This window comes from Mesorhizobium sp. B2-8-5 (genome assembly GCF_006440675.2).
GTDB lineage: Bacteria > Pseudomonadota > Alphaproteobacteria > Rhizobiales > Rhizobiaceae > Mesorhizobium.
The window spans coordinates 1,275,802-1,291,285 of record NZ_CP083951.1 but is presented as its reverse complement, the minus strand read 5'-3'; the positions used below and the strand labels follow the sequence as shown (position 1 = coordinate 1,291,285).

At 63.2% G+C, this 15,484-nt stretch carries 15 protein-coding genes; 2 read left to right on the top strand and 13 right to left on the bottom strand.

All coding sequences use genetic code 11. The features are described 5' to 3' along the window. Positions 1-115: 115 nt before the first annotated feature. The 9 genes from FJ430_RS06210 to FJ430_RS06170 form a co-directional block, all read right to left on the bottom strand. Positions 116-1,234: a branched-chain amino acid ABC transporter substrate-binding protein gene (locus tag FJ430_RS06210; RefSeq protein WP_140646544.1), complete on the bottom strand. Its 1,119-nt coding sequence runs from the start codon at positions 1,232-1,234 to the stop codon at positions 116-118. A gap of 136 nt (positions 1,235-1,370) precedes the next feature. Continuing rightward, positions 1,371-1,718 carry a DUF6867 family protein gene (locus FJ430_RS06205; RefSeq protein WP_140646543.1) on the bottom strand — a complete coding sequence of 116 codons (348 nt, stop codon included), beginning with the start codon at positions 1,716-1,718 and terminating at the stop codon, positions 1,371-1,373. Between the two features lie 17 nt (positions 1,719-1,735). Further along, on the bottom strand, positions 1,736-2,464 hold the full coding sequence (locus tag FJ430_RS06200) for an ABC transporter ATP-binding protein (RefSeq protein ID WP_140646542.1): 729 nt from the start codon (positions 2,462-2,464) through the stop codon (positions 1,736-1,738). After that, entirely contained in the window at positions 2,464-3,873 is a 1,410-nt protein-coding gene (locus FJ430_RS06195) for an ATP-binding cassette domain-containing protein (protein WP_140704492.1), read from the bottom strand. Before FJ430_RS06195 ends, FJ430_RS06200 begins: the two co-directional genes overlap by 1 nt. After that, positions 3,873-5,468, bottom strand: a complete 1,596-nt coding sequence (gene livM, locus FJ430_RS06190; protein WP_140646540.1) for a high-affinity branched-chain amino acid ABC transporter permease LivM — start codon at positions 5,466-5,468, stop codon at positions 3,873-3,875. The genes FJ430_RS06195 and livM overlap by 1 nt, the downstream gene beginning before the upstream one ends. Before the next feature lie 4 nt (positions 5,469-5,472). Further along, positions 5,473-6,375: a branched-chain amino acid ABC transporter permease gene (locus tag FJ430_RS06185; RefSeq protein WP_140646539.1), complete on the bottom strand. Its 903-nt coding sequence runs from the start codon at positions 6,373-6,375 to the stop codon at positions 5,473-5,475. Between the two features lie 610 nt (positions 6,376-6,985). Further along, positions 6,986-7,987: a 4-hydroxyproline epimerase gene (locus tag FJ430_RS06180; protein ID WP_140704490.1), complete on the bottom strand. Its 1,002-nt coding sequence runs from the start codon at positions 7,985-7,987 to the stop codon at positions 6,986-6,988. Positions 7,988-7,999: 12 nt separating this feature from the next. Then, on the bottom strand, positions 8,000-9,307 hold the full coding sequence (locus tag FJ430_RS06175; RefSeq protein WP_140704488.1) for an NAD(P)/FAD-dependent oxidoreductase: 1,308 nt from the start codon (positions 9,305-9,307) through the stop codon (positions 8,000-8,002). A gap of 14 nt (positions 9,308-9,321) precedes the next feature. Then, on the bottom strand, positions 9,322-10,257 hold the full coding sequence (locus FJ430_RS06170; RefSeq protein WP_140704486.1) for a dihydrodipicolinate synthase family protein: 936 nt from the start codon (positions 10,255-10,257) through the stop codon (positions 9,322-9,324). Between the two features lie 184 nt (positions 10,258-10,441). On the opposite strand from FJ430_RS06170, the gene FJ430_RS06165 reads away from it, so the two are divergent. After that, positions 10,442-11,032: a GntR family transcriptional regulator gene (locus FJ430_RS06165; protein ID WP_413467862.1), complete on the top strand. Its 591-nt coding sequence runs from the start codon at positions 10,442-10,444 to the stop codon at positions 11,030-11,032. A 28-nt stretch (positions 11,033-11,060) separates the two neighbouring features. On the opposite strand, the gene FJ430_RS06160 is transcribed toward FJ430_RS06165, so the two are convergent. The 3 genes from FJ430_RS06160 to FJ430_RS06150 form a co-directional block, all read right to left on the bottom strand. After that, a complete protein-coding gene (locus tag FJ430_RS06160) occupies positions 11,061-11,378 on the bottom strand; it encodes a hypothetical protein (RefSeq protein WP_140654806.1) in 318 nt (105 codons plus the stop codon). A gap of 249 nt (positions 11,379-11,627) precedes the next feature. Then, on the bottom strand, positions 11,628-11,930 hold the full coding sequence (locus tag FJ430_RS06155) for a hypothetical protein (RefSeq protein WP_140646536.1): 303 nt from the start codon (positions 11,928-11,930) through the stop codon (positions 11,628-11,630). 423 nt (positions 11,931-12,353) lie between these two features. Then, positions 12,354-13,850 carry a CoA-acylating methylmalonate-semialdehyde dehydrogenase gene (locus tag FJ430_RS06150; RefSeq protein WP_140659720.1) on the bottom strand — a complete coding sequence of 499 codons (1,497 nt, stop codon included), beginning with the start codon at positions 13,848-13,850 and terminating at the stop codon, positions 12,354-12,356. A gap of 158 nt (positions 13,851-14,008) precedes the next feature. Between FJ430_RS06150 and FJ430_RS06145 the strand changes: the two genes are divergently transcribed. After that, positions 14,009-14,890, top strand: coding sequence for a LysR family transcriptional regulator (locus FJ430_RS06145; protein WP_140704484.1), 882 nt, complete (start codon positions 14,009-14,011; stop codon positions 14,888-14,890). Here the strand turns inward: FJ430_RS06145 and FJ430_RS06140 are convergent. After that, positions 14,887-15,462 (bottom strand): hypothetical protein, encoded by a 576-nt coding sequence (locus FJ430_RS06140; protein WP_140704482.1) that lies wholly within the window; start codon positions 15,460-15,462, stop codon positions 14,887-14,889. The genes FJ430_RS06145 and FJ430_RS06140 overlap by 4 nt on opposite strands. Positions 15,463-15,484: the final 22 nt, after the last annotated feature.

The following is a 15,484-nucleotide window of genomic DNA, read 5'->3' as shown; positions in this document are numbered from 1 at the left end:
GCGCGGAGCTTTCCGGTCGGCCCCACCCGCAAACGAAAATGCCCGGCGCTCGCGCCGGGCATTTCCGAAACGTAGGCTAAAGCAGATCTCACGACCTGCTTTAGGGTTTGCCGGCTTATTTCTCGAAGTAGCTGTACTTGCCGTCGTCGCCCTTCTTCCACTCATAGATGACATAGTCAGGACGGGTGATGTCGCCCTTGGCGTCGTAGCCGATGTCACCGATAGCGGTTTTCCAGGTGTTGGCCCTGATCGTCTCCGCAACCTTCTGCGCGTCGTCGGCCGAGCCGGTCTTGGCGATGGCCTGGGCGATGATCTGCACCGCGGCATAGGAGTAGAGCGTGTAGGCTTCCGGCTCGAAGCCGTTGGCGCGGAACTTCTCGACCACTTCCTTGGCGGCCGGATTCTTGCGCGGATCCGGAGCGAAGGTGTTGAGCGTGCCGGCAACGGCGTCGCCCGCGATCGAAGCCAGTTCGTTGGAGACGATGCCGTCGCCCGAGAACAGCGGCGCCTTCAGGCCCTGATCGGCCGACTGACGAATGATCAGACCGGCTTCGGTGTGCAGGCCGCCCCAGTAGATGAGCGTGACGCCGTTTTCCTTCATCTTGGCGATGAGGGCGGAGAAGTCCTTGTCGCCGACATTCACGCCTTCGTACAACACTTCCGTGATGCCGTTGGCGTTGAGGTTCTTCTTGGTCTCGTCGGCGAGGCCCTGACCATAAGGCGTCTTGTCGTGGATGATGGCGATCTTGGCATCCTTGAAGTTCTTGGCGATGTAGTCGCCGGCCACCTTGCCCTGCTGGTCGTCACGACCGCAGGTGCGGAAGGTGTTCCACATGCCGCGCTCGGTGAACTTCGGGTTGGTCGCGGCCGGCGTGATCTCGAGAATGCCGTTTTCCTGGTAGACTTCCGAGGCCGGGATCGAGACGCCGGAGTTGAAATGGCCGTCGACGAACTTGACGCCGTCGGCGACGAACTTGTTGGCGACCGAGATGCCCTGCTTGGGATCGGAGACGTCGTCGCCGATCTCGAGCTTGAGCTGCTGGCCATTGACGCCGCCCGCCGCGTTGATGTCGGCGATCGCCTGTTCCGCGCCCTTTTGCAGCTGTGCGCCGAAAGCGGCGTTCGGGCCGGTGATCGGACCGGCGACGCCGATCAGGATGTCAGCGGCCCACGCGCTGCCGCTGAACGCGACGAACGCGGTCAGCGCAACGGCGGACAAGAGTGATTTTTTCATTGAAACGCTCCCATTTACGGAGTGGGCGTGGATGATACTTTCATGCGATGCCCACCCTTATCGCAGAAAGCATAGAATGCCGATTTTCAGGCACTTGTCACGCCGATTCATGCCGGAAACGGCGTAATGGTGAACGTCAACCTTTCGGTTTCCAGCTTAATAAGGAAGCTCTTTCATAGAGCCAGTTATACTGTGTGACCATTTGGTTGGTGCGCGTGTATTGATAGCCGAGGAAGCCCAATATCATCAGCACGATGGTATCGATGATATAGTAATGCAGTGAGAACATCGTGCCGTCGAACAAGGCGTGATGGATGAATCTGATGCCGATGCCGAGACCGAGCATGTAGAAGAACAGCTGAACGTAGGTGCTCCAAGTCTGAGCGGCGGCCTTGCCGGTCATCCATGCCGCCCAGCCGCCAAGCAGGCAGGTGACGAACAGGAACTGCCAGATCGAGGCTTCTTCGTAGATAATGCCTTGCATGATTGATGTCCTCGATCTCAGTGATGTCCGCCTTCGAGATAGGCGGCGCGCACTTCCGGATTGGCGAGCAGTTCCTTGCCGGTGCCGCTCATCGTCACATTGCCGTTGACCATGACATAGCCGCGCGTGGCGAGTTTGAGCGCCCCAAAAGCGTTCTGCTCGACCAGGAACACGGTCAACCCTTGCGTCTTGTTGAGTTCGCGGATGGCGTCGAAGATCTGCTTGACGATCAGCGGCGCGAGACCAAGCGACGGCTCGTCGAGCAGAAGCAGTTTCGGCCGCGCCATCAGGGCGCGCCCGATCGACAACATCTGCTGCTCGCCGCCCGACAGCGTGCCGCCGCGCTGGCCGATGCGTTCCTTGAGCCGAGGGAACAGCGTGAACACCTTCTCGACGTCCTCGTCATAATGTTTGAGGTTGTCGAGGCTGGCGCCCATCTGCAGGTTTTCCATCACCGTCATGCGCGGGAAGATGCGGCGTCCTTCCGGCGACTGGGCGATACGCAGGCGTGCGATCTCATGCGTCGGCATCTTGGTGATGTTCGTGCCGGCGAAGGTGATGGTGCCGGTGCGGGCGCGCGGCGCGCCGAAGATGGTCATCATCAGCGTCGACTTGCCGGCGCCGTTGGCACCGATCAGCGCCACGATCTCACCCTGGTTGACGCTGACATCGACGCCGTTCAGCGCGCGGATGTTGCCGTAGTAGGTCTCGACACCCTTGATGTCGAGCAGCGTTGTGCCGGCCATTATTTACGCCCTCCACGCGTCGCGGGCTTGGCCGCCACTTCCTTCGCCAGCGTCTTCGCCTGGCCGATCCAGTCTTCGCGGGCAATACGCCCGTCAAAGGCGAGATAGGCCTCCGCCGCCTCGATGTCGGCCTTCTTCCAGGCCGCTATCTGGTCGAAATGGAAGATTCCGTGCTCGTTCAGCTTGCGCTCGTTGACCGGACCGATACCCTTGATGCGGATCAGACTGTCTGCCTTGCCGCCACGCGGCGCGTCGAGGCGATTGGAGATGCCGCCGGCTTTCGTGGCCGGGGCCTTTGCGGTTGCCTTTTTCGCCGGCGCTTTTGCGGCCGGCTTCTTCGCCGCCGGCTTCGTCGCTGCCGGAGCCGCGATCGGCTTGCTGGCGATCGCCGCGGCGCGCGCATCGACCTGCGCCGCTTTCGAGGCGCCCTTCGACACCGTGACCCGCTCGCCCTCGTCGGCGTGTTCGACGCTGTCGGAAACCGGCCCGGCCATCATTGAAGCGGAATTGCCCGGTCCGTGCGCCGCATCCGGCCCGGTGTCGAGCTGCTCGATGACGTCCTCGTCGCCGACTTCGGTCAGCACTTCTTGCACCTCCTCGTCGTCGACGCCGAGATAGGCGGCGATGACGCGCGGATCGGTGCGCACCGACTGCGGATTGCCGTCGGAGATCTTGCGGCCGTATTCGAGCACCACGACGTGATCGGAGATCTGCATCACCACAGACATGTCGTGCTCTATGAGCAGGATCGAGGTGCCGGTGCTCTTGATGCCCATCAACAGCTCGTTGAGCGCCGCCGATTCCTTCGGATTGAGGCCGGCGGCCGGTTCGTCCAGGCACAGAAGCTCCGGCCCCGTGCACATGGCGCGCGCGATTTCCAGGCGCCGCTGCGCGCCATAGGGCAGGTCGCCGGCGGGATCGTCGGCGCGGTCGACGAGATCGGCCTTCTCCAGCCAGTGCCTCGCGAGCTCGATCGACTCGGCCGAGGCCTGGCGATAGCTCGGAAAGCCGAAGAGGCCAAGAAGCGTATAGCCCGAAGCCTTCATCAGCTTGTTGTGCTGTGCGACCAGAAGGTTCTCCAGCAGTGTCATGCCCGAGAACAGGCGGATGTTCTGGAAAGTGCGCGCTACCTTGGCGCGCGCCGGGATCTCATGGTTGGGCAGGCGCTCGAGCAGATACGTCGAGCCGTCGTTCCGGTTCAGCGTGATCATGCCCTCAGACGGCTTGTAGAAGCCGGTGATGCAGTTGAACACCGTGGTCTTGCCGGCGCCGTTCGGGCCGATCAGCGCGGTGATCTCGCCGCGCCTGGCCTGGAACGACAGGTCGCCGATAGCGACCAGGCCGCCGAACTTCATCGACAGATGCTCGACCTGCAGGATGAAGTCTTTCGAGGAAGGGGTCGCGTTCATCAGCCGTGCCCCTCCTTGGTGAAGGAGCTTGAAACCGCTCTTCGCTCCTTCAGGAAGGCCGTCGGTTCTCGGCTGCCGACGAAGCCCCGCGGCTTCCACAGCATGACGATGACCATGGCCATGCCGAACAGCAGCATGCGGTACAGTTCAGGCGTGAAATCGGGACCGAAGACCCGCTTCAGGAAGTCGAGTTCTCGCAACGCTTCAGTGCCGCCGATCATCACCAGTGCCGCTACGGCGATGCCGACCAGCGAACCCATGCCACCGAGCACGACGATGGCAAGGACTATCGCCGATTCCAGGAAGACGAAGGATTCGGGGCTGACGAAACCTTGCCGTGCGGCGAAGAACGAGCCGGCGAAGCCGCCGAACATGGCGCCGGTGGCGAACGCCGTCAGCTTGGTGGTGGTGGTGTTGATGCCGAGCGAGCGGCAGGCGATCTCGTCCTCGCGTAGCGCTTCCCACGCCCTGCCGACCGGCAACCGGCGCAGCCTGATGGTAACGAAGGCGGTCAAAAGACAGAGTCCGAGGATCAGATAGTAAAGGAAGATCTTGTAATAGGCGCTCGATGTGGCGATGTGCAGCACCTTGGCGATATAGTTCGGATCAGAGACGTTGAACGACATCAGGCCGAAGAAGGAGACCTTGGGAATGCCGGATATGCCGGCCGAGCCGTTGGTCACTTCGCGCCAGTTGATCAGGACGAGGCGGATGATCTCGCCGAAGGCCAGCGTCACGATCGCCAGATAATCGCCGCGCAGCCTGAGCACCGGGAAGCCGAGCATAACGCCCCAGAAGGCGGCCATGCAGCCCGCGGCTGGAAGCAGGATCCAGAACGACAGGCCGAAATGCGTGCCGAGCAGCGCGTAGGCGTACGCGCCGACAGCGTAGAAAGCGACATAACCGAGATCGAGCAGGCCAGCGAGGCCGATGACGATGTTCAGCCCCCAGGCCAGCATCACATAGATCAGGATCTGTATGCCGAAATTGTCGACCCACTTCAGAGAACCCTGAAAGCCTCCCGCCATCGATCCTGTCATCAGCGCAAGCACCAGCACGACGACGATCGGATAGAGCGCCAGCGCGCTGATGCCCAACGCCGAGAAGTGGGCGTGGATGAAGGCCCGGAAATAATACATTACCCAGGCGATGGCATAGATGATCGCCAGCGCCCGCACGAAGCGTGCGTAGCCGGCAAGGTCGGGTCCGAGCAGCCCGTCAAGCGAGCCGGCCAGCACAAACAGCAAGGCTGCGACAACGACCGCTGCTATGAAGTAGGGCGTCCTGAAGAAGCGTGCCGCCATGGTGTCGGGCAGCAGGCCTGTGTCGATGTCGGCGATCTTCAGGCTGGCCACGAAGGGCTGGCCATAGGCGATATACAGGAAGCGGCCCAGGGCAGTGGCGATGACCACAATGGCCAGCAGGCCCCAGCGCTGCACCAGGATCAGTTCGTTGCTGATGTTCTGGTCTGTCCTGAGACCGATGAACAGCACGAACAGGCCAAGCGAGATGGCGCCTGCATAGAGCGCTTCGCGAAAAGCGCGCTGGACTGGAGTAGCGACGGTGTCGCGCTCCGAAGACACGGTAACGGCCATGAGATCAGACCTTTTCGACTTCAGGCCGGCCGAGGATGCCGGAGGGCAGGAAGATGAGCACGATCGCCAGGATCGAGAAGGCGGCGACGTCCTTGTAGTCGATCGAGAAATAAGCCGACCACATGCTCTCGATGAAGCCGATGAGCAGTCCGCCGAGCACCGCGCCGGGCAGCGAGCCGATGCCGCCCAGCACGGCTGCCGTAAAGGCCTTCACGCCCGGCACGAAGCCGTCCGAGAACACCACGACGCCGTAATACATCAGGAACAGCGTGCCGGCGACGGCGGCAAGGGCGGCCCCCATGATGAAGGTGATGGAGATGGTGCGGTCGACGTCGATGCCGAGCAGCGCCGCCATCTTGCGATCCTGCTCGCAGGCGCGTTGCGCCCGCCCGAGCGCCGTCCTGTTGACGAGGTACCAGAAGATCACCAGCAGCGCGGCGGTGACGAGCACGATGATGATCTGCTTCAGCGAGATGCTGATGCCGTCGATCGTGTAAACCTGCGACACCATCGGCGGGATCGGCTTGTTGCGCGGGCCTTGCGTGACCTGCACGAAATTGGACAGCGCGATCGACATGCCGATGGCGGTAATCAGCGGCGCCAGCCGGAACGATCCGCGCAGCGGCCGATAGGCCACTTTTTCGATCGTCCAGTTGTAGAGGCTGGTCAGCAGCATCGCCACGATCATCATGATCAGAAGCGCCACCACGACCGGCACCGAATAGAACAATGCGCCAAGGATCAGGAAGACAATGAGCGCGGTGAAGGCGCCGACCATGAAGATGTCGCCATGGGCGAAATTGATCATGCCGATGATGCCATAGACCATCGTATAGCCGATCGCGATCAGGCCATAGATCGATCCCAACGTCAGCCCATTGATAAGCTGCTGGACGAAGTACTGCATATTTATGCGGCTCCCCTGGAATGTCGCCTTTCAGGACGCATTCCTTTTCGTATTTCCCCTAGTCGTAAAGTTTCGAGCCCGGATTGCAACGTGATTTTTCAATCGCTCTGCGTGGTTTGGAAGCACGCCGTCCGATTGCCCGTTTTTTTCGCGCCCGACCCCTGGACTATCGCGGACCGTAGCATTGGCACAACGCAATGTCTTTGACGATTCAACCTTATGATGGGCTTCATGTCGAAGAAATCGGCGTCAAAATAAGTTGATGAGAAGAATTCTTGCAAGAACCGAGGCGCTGCTTTTTCGACCGCCGCGCCTTCCGTTGGGTGAGGTTTGCGTCATCTGTGACGGCCATATGACGGCGAGACGCCTTCGACGGAAGGCGTCTCGCCGAAATAGAAAAGCCTTGAAGCGACGTCTCGGCAAGCAGAGCCTCGCTCTCCATTGAGACTGTGCTTTTCGGCCCCCCTCGGGCGGCGATCGAGGACGACAAGCGCTATTTTCTGACGATGTCGGCTCGGCGTCAGCGGCCGAAGTCAATTCGCCGACTGGTTCCGCGATCAGGTGTCGGCGAAAGCGGAAAGCGAAGCCAAAGCGCATGCCCCTGATCGTATCAGGTGACGACGAAGCCGTGCGCGAAAGGATCGCGGTCGTCGATGAAGATCGTGTTCAGCCCGGTCATGCGGGCCCAGCCGCCGATCGAGGGGATGATCGCCGGCTTGCCGGCGACGCTGACCTCTTTTTCGACCCTGCCCTTGAACAGCGAGCCGATGATGGATTCGTGGACAAAACTGTCGCCGGGCTTGAGCCTGCCCTTGGCATGGAGTTGCGCCATGCGTGCCGAGGTGCCGGTGCCGCAAGGGCTGCGGTCGATCGCCTTGTCGCCATAGAACACGGCGTTGCGGGCATCGGCCTCGGCATGCTTCGGCTTGCCGGTCCACAGCATGTGCGACAGCCGGTTGATGCCGGGATTCTCCGGATGCACGAAGGAGTATTTCTCGTTGAGGCGCTGCCGCACCACCGGGCTCCAGGCGATGAGGTCGCCCGCCGAATAGTCGGCCATGTCCCGGTAATTCTGCTGCGGCTCGACGATGGCGTAGAAATTGCCGCCATAGGCGACGTCGACGCTGATCTCGCCGAGCACCGGGCATTCGACGGTCAGGCCTTCGGCATAGAGGAACGACGGCACGTTGGTGATGCGCACCTCCTCGACATATTCGCCGACCTGCTTGTATTCGGCGATGACCAGGCCGGCCGGCGTGTCGAGCCTCAGCACGCCCGGCGTCTTCGGCTTCACCAGCCCATGCTCGATCGCCATCGTCACCGTGCCGATGGTGCCGTGGCCGCACATCGGCAGGCAGCCCGAGGTCTCGATGAACAGGATGGCGATGTCGCAGTCCTCGCGCGTCGGCGGATAGAGGATCGAGCCCGACATCACGTCATGGCCGCGCGGCTCGAACATCAGCCCGGTGCGGATCCAGTCATATTCGGCGAGGAAATGCGCCCGCCGCTCCATCATCGTCGAGCCCTCGAGCAGCGGCCCGCCGCCGGCGACAAGGCGCACCGGATTGCCGCAGGTGTGGCCGTCGATGCAGAAGAAGGATTTCTTGGCCATCATATTCTCTTTTCAGAAACGCTCTGGACGGAATGGGGTGAGATCGAGCGGCGGAGTCTGGCCGACAACGAGATCGCGGATCAAGCGGCCGGTCGCGGCCGACTGGGTCAGGCCGAGATGGCCGTGCCCGAAGGCATAAAAGACATTCGGCGCGCGCGCCGCGCCGATCACCGGCAAGGAGTCCGGCAGCGACGGGCGATAACCCATCCACTCGCGGCCGCCCGACGGGTCGAGCCCGGGCAGGAAACGCTTCGCCTTCTCCAGCATCGCCTTCGACCGCGCGAAGTTGGGCGGCCGCTCGATGCCACCGAACTCGACCGCGCCGCCGACTCGCAGGCCTGTCTCCAGCGGCGTGATGACGAAGCCATGTCCGGAAAAGATCAGCTGCCGCTTCACGTCGAAGGCGGACACCGGCAGCGTCGTGTTGTAGCCACGCTCGGTTTCGAGCGGGATGCGGTCGCCGATATTCCTTGCCAGGAGATGCGACCAGGCGCCCGCGGCGATCAGGAGTTTCCTTGCCCTCCGCCTGGTGCCGTCGGCCAGGACGATCGTGGCGCCGTTTGCGTCCGCTTCCACGCGTTCGATACGCGCATGCTCGAAACGAGCGCCGAGCCTTTCCGCATAGGCCCAGACCGCCTTGCCGAGCAGCTTGGGGTCGGCGACCGTTTTCCAGCCTGGCACGAAGGTGCCCTTGACGAAGCGCGGCGCAAGTCCTGGCTGGAGCGCTGCCATTTCTTCGCCCTCGACATGGCGAAAGCCGATGCCGAAACGCCCGCGCTCGGCCCAGCCGGGCAGCGAGGCACGGAACTCCGCCTCGCTCTCATAGAATTCCAGCGAACCATCCTCACGCAGCATTGGCCGCGTGCCGGAGCGGTCGAGCAGTCCCATCCATTCGGCTTCGGCGAGCTTCATCATACCGACCTGCGCCGCCAGGCTCGCTTCGTAGTGCTTGGCGGCGCCCGCGCGCCAGAAGCGGATCAGCCAGGGCAGCAGCTTGGGCAGATAGGCCGGCGGGATGGCCAAAGGTCCGAGTGGGTCGGCGAGCCATTTCGGCAATTGCCGGATCATGCCCTTATGCGCCAGCGGCAGCACGTCGGAGAAGGCGAAGGCGGCGGCATTGCCGGAGCTCGTCTCCTCGCAGATGCCGGTACGATCGAAGACGGTAACGCCGCGACCCGCTTCTGAGAGCAGGGTCGCGGCGCAGATACCGACGATGCCGCCACCGATGATGGCGATGTCTTCCCCTTCTCCCCGTTCACGGGGAGAAGGTGCCCGAAGGGCGGATGAGGGGCGGCGCCCCTCCTCGGAATTTTTCTGCACGTGAAGGCTGTCCCTTATTCGGCTGCCACCATCTTCTCTGCCGATCGAGGAGAGTTCTGGAACGACGGCAGCTTCGGCCGCACCGCCAGCGCATCCCGGACGATCTTCTCGACCGCCTTGCGGCGTTCGCCCGACAGCGGCTGGCGCGGCATGCGCACACGGTCATTGGTACCGATCGCCAGCACTTCGGCAAGCTTGATGTTTTGGACCAGATAGGTGGAGACATCGAGGTCGAGCAAGGGCCGGAACCAGCGGTAGATCGCCAGCGCTTCCTCGCGGCGGCCCTCTCTCATCAGTTGGTAGATCGCTACCGTCTCGCGCGGGAAGGCGGTGACGAGGCCGGCGACCCAGCCGATGGCGCCGACCGACAGCGCCTCGAAGGCGAGATTGTCGACACCGGTGAAGAGGTCGTAGCGGTCGCCGAACCGGTTGATGATCTCGGTCGAGCGGCGGATGTCGTCGGACGATTCCTTGATGGCGACGAAACGCTTGTCCGACGCCAGCTCCTCCATCAGCTCGACGGCCACGTCGACGCGATAGGCGAGCCGGTTGGAATAGATCATCACCGGCAGGTCGCCGGCTTCCGCAACTGCACGAAGGGCGGCGACCGTCTCTTGCGGGTCGGTGTGGTAGATCGGGCTCGGCACCACCATCAGCCCGTCGGCGCCTTCCTTGGCGGCGCGCTTTGCAATGCTCGCCGCCTCGCGCGTGCCGGGCTCGTTGACGGTCAAAAGCACCGGCTTCTTGCCGGCGACTTTCTGCGCCGTCTTCAGCACTTCGATCTTTTCGTCCGGCGACAGCATCGGCCCTTCGCCGAGCGAGCCGCACACGATGATGCCGTCGCAGCCGGCCTCCATCTGCAGTCCGTAGCAGCGCTCCATCTCGGCATGGTCGAGTCGGTCGTCGGCTGTGAATTTGGTCGTGACGGCGGGGAAAACTCCGGTCCACATGATTTGTTTCTCCGATTGATATATCAGTCGTATATCTATTAAAAGCTGGCTCGTCAATGCTGAATCCGCTATGATATATGAAAAATATATCAGGAGCCTGCCATTGATCTCCCCTCTGATATCCGCTGACACGAACGCGACCTTCGAGCCGGCGGCGACCAAGGCCTACCGCGCGCTGGAGCATATGATCGTCACGCTTGAGCTGGCGCCGTCGAGCTTCGTCACCGAAGGCGCGCTGATCGAGCGGCTGGGTCTCGGACGCACCCCCGTGCGCGAGGCGATCCAGAGGCTCGCCTGGGAAGGCCTTCTCGACATAAGACCCCGCGCTGGCATCGCGGTCGCGCCGCTTCACGCCGGCGACTGGCTGCGGGTGCTGGATGCGCGGCGCGGCATCGAGGTGGTGCTCGCCCGCTCGGCCGCCCGCTTCGTCACGCGCGAGGCCGCCGACCTGTTCCACGAGGCGGCCCTGGCCATGCAGAAGGCGGTGATCTCCGGCAACGTGCTTGCCTTCATCCAGGCCGACAAGGCGCTCGACGAGGCGCTGGCAATCGCCGCCGACAACCCTTTCGCGGCGCGCGTGGCCGCCCCCTTGCAGACGCACAGCCGCCGCTTCTGGTATCGCTACAAGGCCGACACCGGGCTGGCCGAATCAGCCGAGCACCACGTGGCGCTGATCCGTTCCATCCTCGACGGCGACGAGGAAGGCGCCGCCAAGGACGCCAAGAAACTGATGGCGCTGCTGCGCGGTCATGCCGAGGTGGCCGCCACGCGCTGAGCGGGGTCAGCGCCTGCCAGAGGCGTCCTCAGCCGCCGGGTTGCCCGACCGCGGTGGCCTGCGTGTCTTCCCATCCGTCGCCCGCCGCCAGGATGCAACTCTGGCCTTTGACGTCGGTCATCAGGATGGTCCAGGTTCCGCTTGCCGAGACGTACACCTCGAAGATGGCGGCTTGACCGGCCACGCCATATCCCAGCCGCTTCTCCTCGAATGCTTCCGCCAGCCTCGCGACCAGATAGTCATGGCCGCCGCAGATGACTTGCGCCCGCGCCGGGATAGCCGATAGCGCCATCAGGGCGCCAACGACTGCAAGCTTGACCCATCGAAACGAAAAATCGCGTGCCATTGGGCACCTCCTTCGCCTTCGCATTCCGGCAAGGGAGGCACATTCGGCCGCCTCAGTGTGCCGGAGCGCTCCAGGCCAGATTCGACGTTTTCATCACGTCACTCCTTCTGGTTTCCGGTCTGTCCCAGGGAGATCATGACTCCCTGGATTCGATATGGTGAAGCTTCGCTCCGTAAACAAGCGGGGGGCGCTGACAGCGCCTGAGCCGCCCGCAACCAACCCGGGAGCGGACACTCTACGGCGAATTTCTCATGCGCCTGGCATGGCTGCCGCGATCGTAGGGCTGTCCCAGCCCTCGCCCACGGAAAGGATGCAGCTTTGCCCCTTGGTGTCGGAGGCAAGCACGGTCCAACTGCCCTGATCCGACACGAAGATCTCGAGCACGACGTTAGGATTGATCAGACCGCGCCCGGCCTCGCTTTCGTGGAACTTGTCGCCGAGCGCCTTGATGATGTCGGCGCGCGGAGCGCATTGCGCCGCCGCGTTCGCCGACGCCGATCCACCGGTGACCACCGCCGCCGCCAGCATTGTCGCCATAAGAAATCGTGTCATCTGACACCTCCTCGCGCCAGACGCGAACCCCGGCTGCCACCGGCGCTGTTTGATTTGCCTGCACGCATGGCAGGAATACAGCCTAAGACGGAGGGTGGTCTGTTGGTTCCATCACACGGCGATGGAATTATTAGAAGGTGCGGATGCTCTCCTCGCGCGATGCATCAGAATTCATGCACCTGAAGTTGCGCTTCGCCTTTGGCGGCGTGATCTGGACAGTGCAAGGCTGGTGGACGAAAGCCGCAGCATTCCACCTGCATCCACAAAAAGAAGGCGCGGCTTGCACCGCGCCTCCCCAATGTTGGCTTGGACGACCTGTCCGGGCTCAGTTCATCGTCGGGATGACGAATTCCGCGCCATCCTTGATGCCTGCCTGCAGGCCCGCAGCCGAAGGCGAGGACGTGCAAACAGGAAACCGTCCGGCTAGTTCATCGTCGGAATGACGAATTCCGCACCGTCCTTGATCCCGGACGGCCAGCGCGACGTGACCGTCTTGGTCTTGGTGTAGAAGCGGAACGCGTCCGGACCGTGCTGGTTGAGGTCGCCGAAGGACGATGCCTTCCAGCCGCCGAAGGTGTAATAGGCGATCGGAACCGGGATCGGCACGTTGACGCCGACCATGCCAACCTGAACGCGGCTGGCGAAGTCACGCGCGGCATCGCCGTCGCGGGTGAAGATGGCGACGCCGTTGCCCATCTCGTGGTCGTTGGCGAGCTTGATGGCATCCTCGTAGCGCGGCGCGCGCACCACCGACAGCACCGGCCCGAAGATTTCTTCCTTGTAGATGCGCATGTCGGCCGTCACGTTGTCGAACAGGCAGCCGCCCATATAGTATCCGTTCTCATAGCCCTGCATCTTGAAGCCGCGGCCGTCGACGACGAGCTTGGCGCCCTCCTTGACGCCGATATCGACATAGCCCTTCACGCGCTCCAGCGCCTGTGCCGTCACCAGCGGGCCGAAATCGGCCGCCGAATCGGTCGACGGACCGACCTTCAGGCTTTCCACGCGCGGCACCAGCTTCTCCATCAGCCGGTTGGCGGTGTCGTTGCCGACAGGCACCGCCACCGAGATCGCCATGCAGCGCTCGCCGGCCGAGCCGTAGCCGGCGCCGATCAGCGCATCGACCGTCTGGTCCATGTCGGCGTCGGGCATGATGATCATGTGGTTCTTGGCGCCGCCGAAGCACTGCACGCGCTTGCCGGCCGCGGTGCCGCGCGAATAGATGTAGTGCGCGATCGGTGTCGAGCCGACAAAGCCGATCGCCTTGATGTCCGGATCGTCGAGGATGGCGTCGACCACTTCCTTGTCGCCGTTGACGACGTTGAGGATGCCGGCCGGCAGGCCGGCCTCGATGAACAGTTCGGCGATACGGATCGGCACGCCCGGATCGCGCTCCGACGGCTTCAGGATGAAGGCGTTGCCGCAGGCGATGGCCGGCGCGATCTTCCACAGCGGGATCATGGCCGGGAAGTTGAACGGCGTGATGCCGGCGACGACGCCGAGCGGCTGGCGCATCGAATAGACGTCGATGCCGGGACCGGCGCCGTCGGTGAACTCGCCCTTCATCATGTGCGGTGCGCCGATGCAGACCTCGACCACTTCGAGGCCGCGCTGGATGTCGCCGCGCGCGTCGGCGATCGTCTTGCCGTGCTCGCGCGCCAGGATGTCGGCCAGTTCGTCATAGTCGCGGGCGACCAGCTCGAGGAATTTCATCAGCACGCGCACGCGGCGCTGCGGGTTGGTGGCGGCCCATTTCGGCTGCGCCGCCTTGGCATTCTCGACCGCGGCGCGCAGTTCCGCCTGCGAGGCAAGCGCCACCGTGCCGCGCACGGTGCCGTCCATCGGCTGCATCACATCCTGCTTGCGGCCGCTGGTGCCGGCGACACGCTTGCCGCCGATGAAATGACCGTATTCGATCATGCCTTCTCTCCCTTGTTTGGTGATGATGCATTGTCCGCCTTTGCGGCGGCGATGGCAACGCGAGCCAAAACGCAACCGTTGTGCGGAAAATAGACAACGACAATGGAGTGTGCATTAATTGTCGCAAATGACAGGTGCGCTGTCGTCGGGGATTTCTTATGAACTGGGATGACGTCCGCATCTTCCTTGCAGTCGCCCGCGCCGGCCAGATCCTCGGTGCGGCGAAACGCCTTGAGCTCAACCACGCCACCGTCTCGCGCCGCATCGCCGCGCTTGAAGAGGCGCTTCGCACAAAACTCTTCCGCCGCCTGACCACCGGCAGCGAGCTGACGCCGGCCGGCGAGCGCTTCCTAGACATAGCCGAGCGCATGGAGAGCGACATGATCGCCGCGCGCTCGACCATTGCCGGCGAGGGCGACGATGTTTCGGGCACGGTGCGCATCGGCGCGCCGGACGGATTTGGCGTCGCCTTCTTGGCAAAGCGGCTGGGCGAGCTGACTGCACTGCACCGCGAGCTCACCATCCAGCTGGTGCCGGTGCCGCGCTCCTTCTCGCTGTCCAGGCGCGAGGCCGATATTGCGATCACCGTCGAGCGGCCGAGCGAAGGGCGGCTGGTGGCGGGCAAGCTGGTCGACTACACGCTCGGCCTCTTCGCCTCCCGCGCCTATGCCGAAGCCAACGGTCTGCCGAAAGTGCCGGCCGAACTCGGCCGGCACACGCTGATCGGCTATGTGCCGGACCTCATCGTCAGCCCGTCGCTCGACTATGCCGCCGAGTTCAGCCCCGAATGGCGCACCAGCTTCGCCATCTCCTCGGCGCTCGGCCAGGCCGAGGCGGTGCGCTCCGGCGCCGGCATCGGCATCCTGCACACTTTCGTCGCCCGTTCGATGCCGGAGCTTGTGTCCGTCGACATCGTCGCGCCGATCCGCCGCGCCTACTGGCTGGTCTATCATGAATCGGTGAGGCCGCTGCGCCGCGTCCAGCTCGTCGCCAATTTCATCACCAAAGTGGTGGAACGCGAGCGCGGTCTTTTTGTCTAATCCGCGTCGAGCACGAACGAACTCACCACTTTCCCGGCTTCGTCCGCAAGCGGCGCCCATTTGAGCGCCGCCTCGTCGGCGCTGTCGCCCGTGACCCCGCAATCGACGAAGCCGTAATGCGAGCTGCGCAGCGTCAGCGCGATGCGGGAATGGCCGTAGAAGCTGACATTGTCGTCGGCGTAGTGGAAATCCATGTCGGCGACCCGCACCGGATAGCCGTCCGGAAAATGCGCCAGCCGGTCCTGGCTGAAGCCGGCCGACTGATAAGCGACGCCGATCATGGTCTGCCAGTTTTCCGCCGACCAGTCCTTCTCGATGAATGCCCTGGGATCGGGCGGATTGTCCGGGGCGGTCGGGTCGTAGAGATTTTGCGACACCCTGCAGGTTAGGCCTTCTTCGCCGGATTTGACCTTGAGCCGCATGGTATTGCCAAAGGTGGTTTCGCTCGTCCATTCCTCGGGATAGGTCAGCGAAAAGCCGTGCTCCTTGTCGTGAACGGTCTTGTCCGCGGCAAACGCCACCGGGGTGCAGGTCAGATATGAGGCCGCCGCCGCAACAAGAAAAACACGCATCCCAAAGTCCCCTCGCCGCGGC

What these genes read in the sequence shown, in the direction of transcription:
- FJ430_RS06155 (WP_140646536.1), bottom strand. Translation starts at nt 11,930, where the DNA reads ATGACACGATTTCTTATGGCGACAATGCTGGCGGCGGCGGTGGTCACC.
- FJ430_RS06165 (WP_413467862.1), top strand. Translation starts at nt 10,442, where the DNA reads ATGATCGTCACGCTTGAGCTGGCGCCGTCGAGCTTCGTCACCGAAGGC.
- FJ430_RS06195 (WP_140704492.1), bottom strand. Translation starts at nt 3,873, where the DNA reads ATGAACGCGACCCCTTCCTCGAAAGACTTCATCCTGCAGGTCGAGCAT.
- FJ430_RS06150 (WP_140659720.1), bottom strand. Translation starts at nt 13,850, where the DNA reads ATGATCGAATACGGTCATTTCATCGGCGGCAAGCGTGTCGCCGGCACC.
- FJ430_RS06170 (WP_140704486.1), bottom strand. Translation starts at nt 10,257, where the DNA reads ATGTGGACCGGAGTTTTCCCCGCCGTCACGACCAAATTCACAGCCGAC.
- FJ430_RS06185 (WP_140646539.1), bottom strand. Translation starts at nt 6,375, where the DNA reads ATGCAGTACTTCGTCCAGCAGCTTATCAATGGGCTGACGTTGGGATCG.
- FJ430_RS06140 (WP_140704482.1), bottom strand. Translation starts at nt 15,462, where the DNA reads ATGCGTGTTTTTCTTGTTGCGGCGGCGGCCTCATATCTGACCTGCACC.
- FJ430_RS06210 (WP_140646544.1), bottom strand. Translation starts at nt 1,234, where the DNA reads ATGAAAAAATCACTCTTGTCCGCCGTTGCGCTGACCGCGTTCGTCGCG.
- FJ430_RS06205 (WP_140646543.1), bottom strand. Translation starts at nt 1,718, where the DNA reads ATGCAAGGCATTATCTACGAAGAAGCCTCGATCTGGCAGTTCCTGTTC.
- FJ430_RS06145 (WP_140704484.1), top strand. Translation starts at nt 14,009, where the DNA reads ATGAACTGGGATGACGTCCGCATCTTCCTTGCAGTCGCCCGCGCCGGC.
- FJ430_RS06160 (WP_140654806.1), bottom strand. Translation starts at nt 11,378, where the DNA reads ATGGCACGCGATTTTTCGTTTCGATGGGTCAAGCTTGCAGTCGTTGGC.
- FJ430_RS06200 (WP_140646542.1), bottom strand. Translation starts at nt 2,464, where the DNA reads ATGGCCGGCACAACGCTGCTCGACATCAAGGGTGTCGAGACCTACTAC.
- livM (WP_140646540.1), bottom strand. Translation starts at nt 5,468, where the DNA reads ATGGCCGTTACCGTGTCTTCGGAGCGCGACACCGTCGCTACTCCAGTC.
- FJ430_RS06180 (WP_140704490.1), bottom strand. Translation starts at nt 7,987, where the DNA reads ATGGCCAAGAAATCCTTCTTCTGCATCGACGGCCACACCTGCGGCAAT.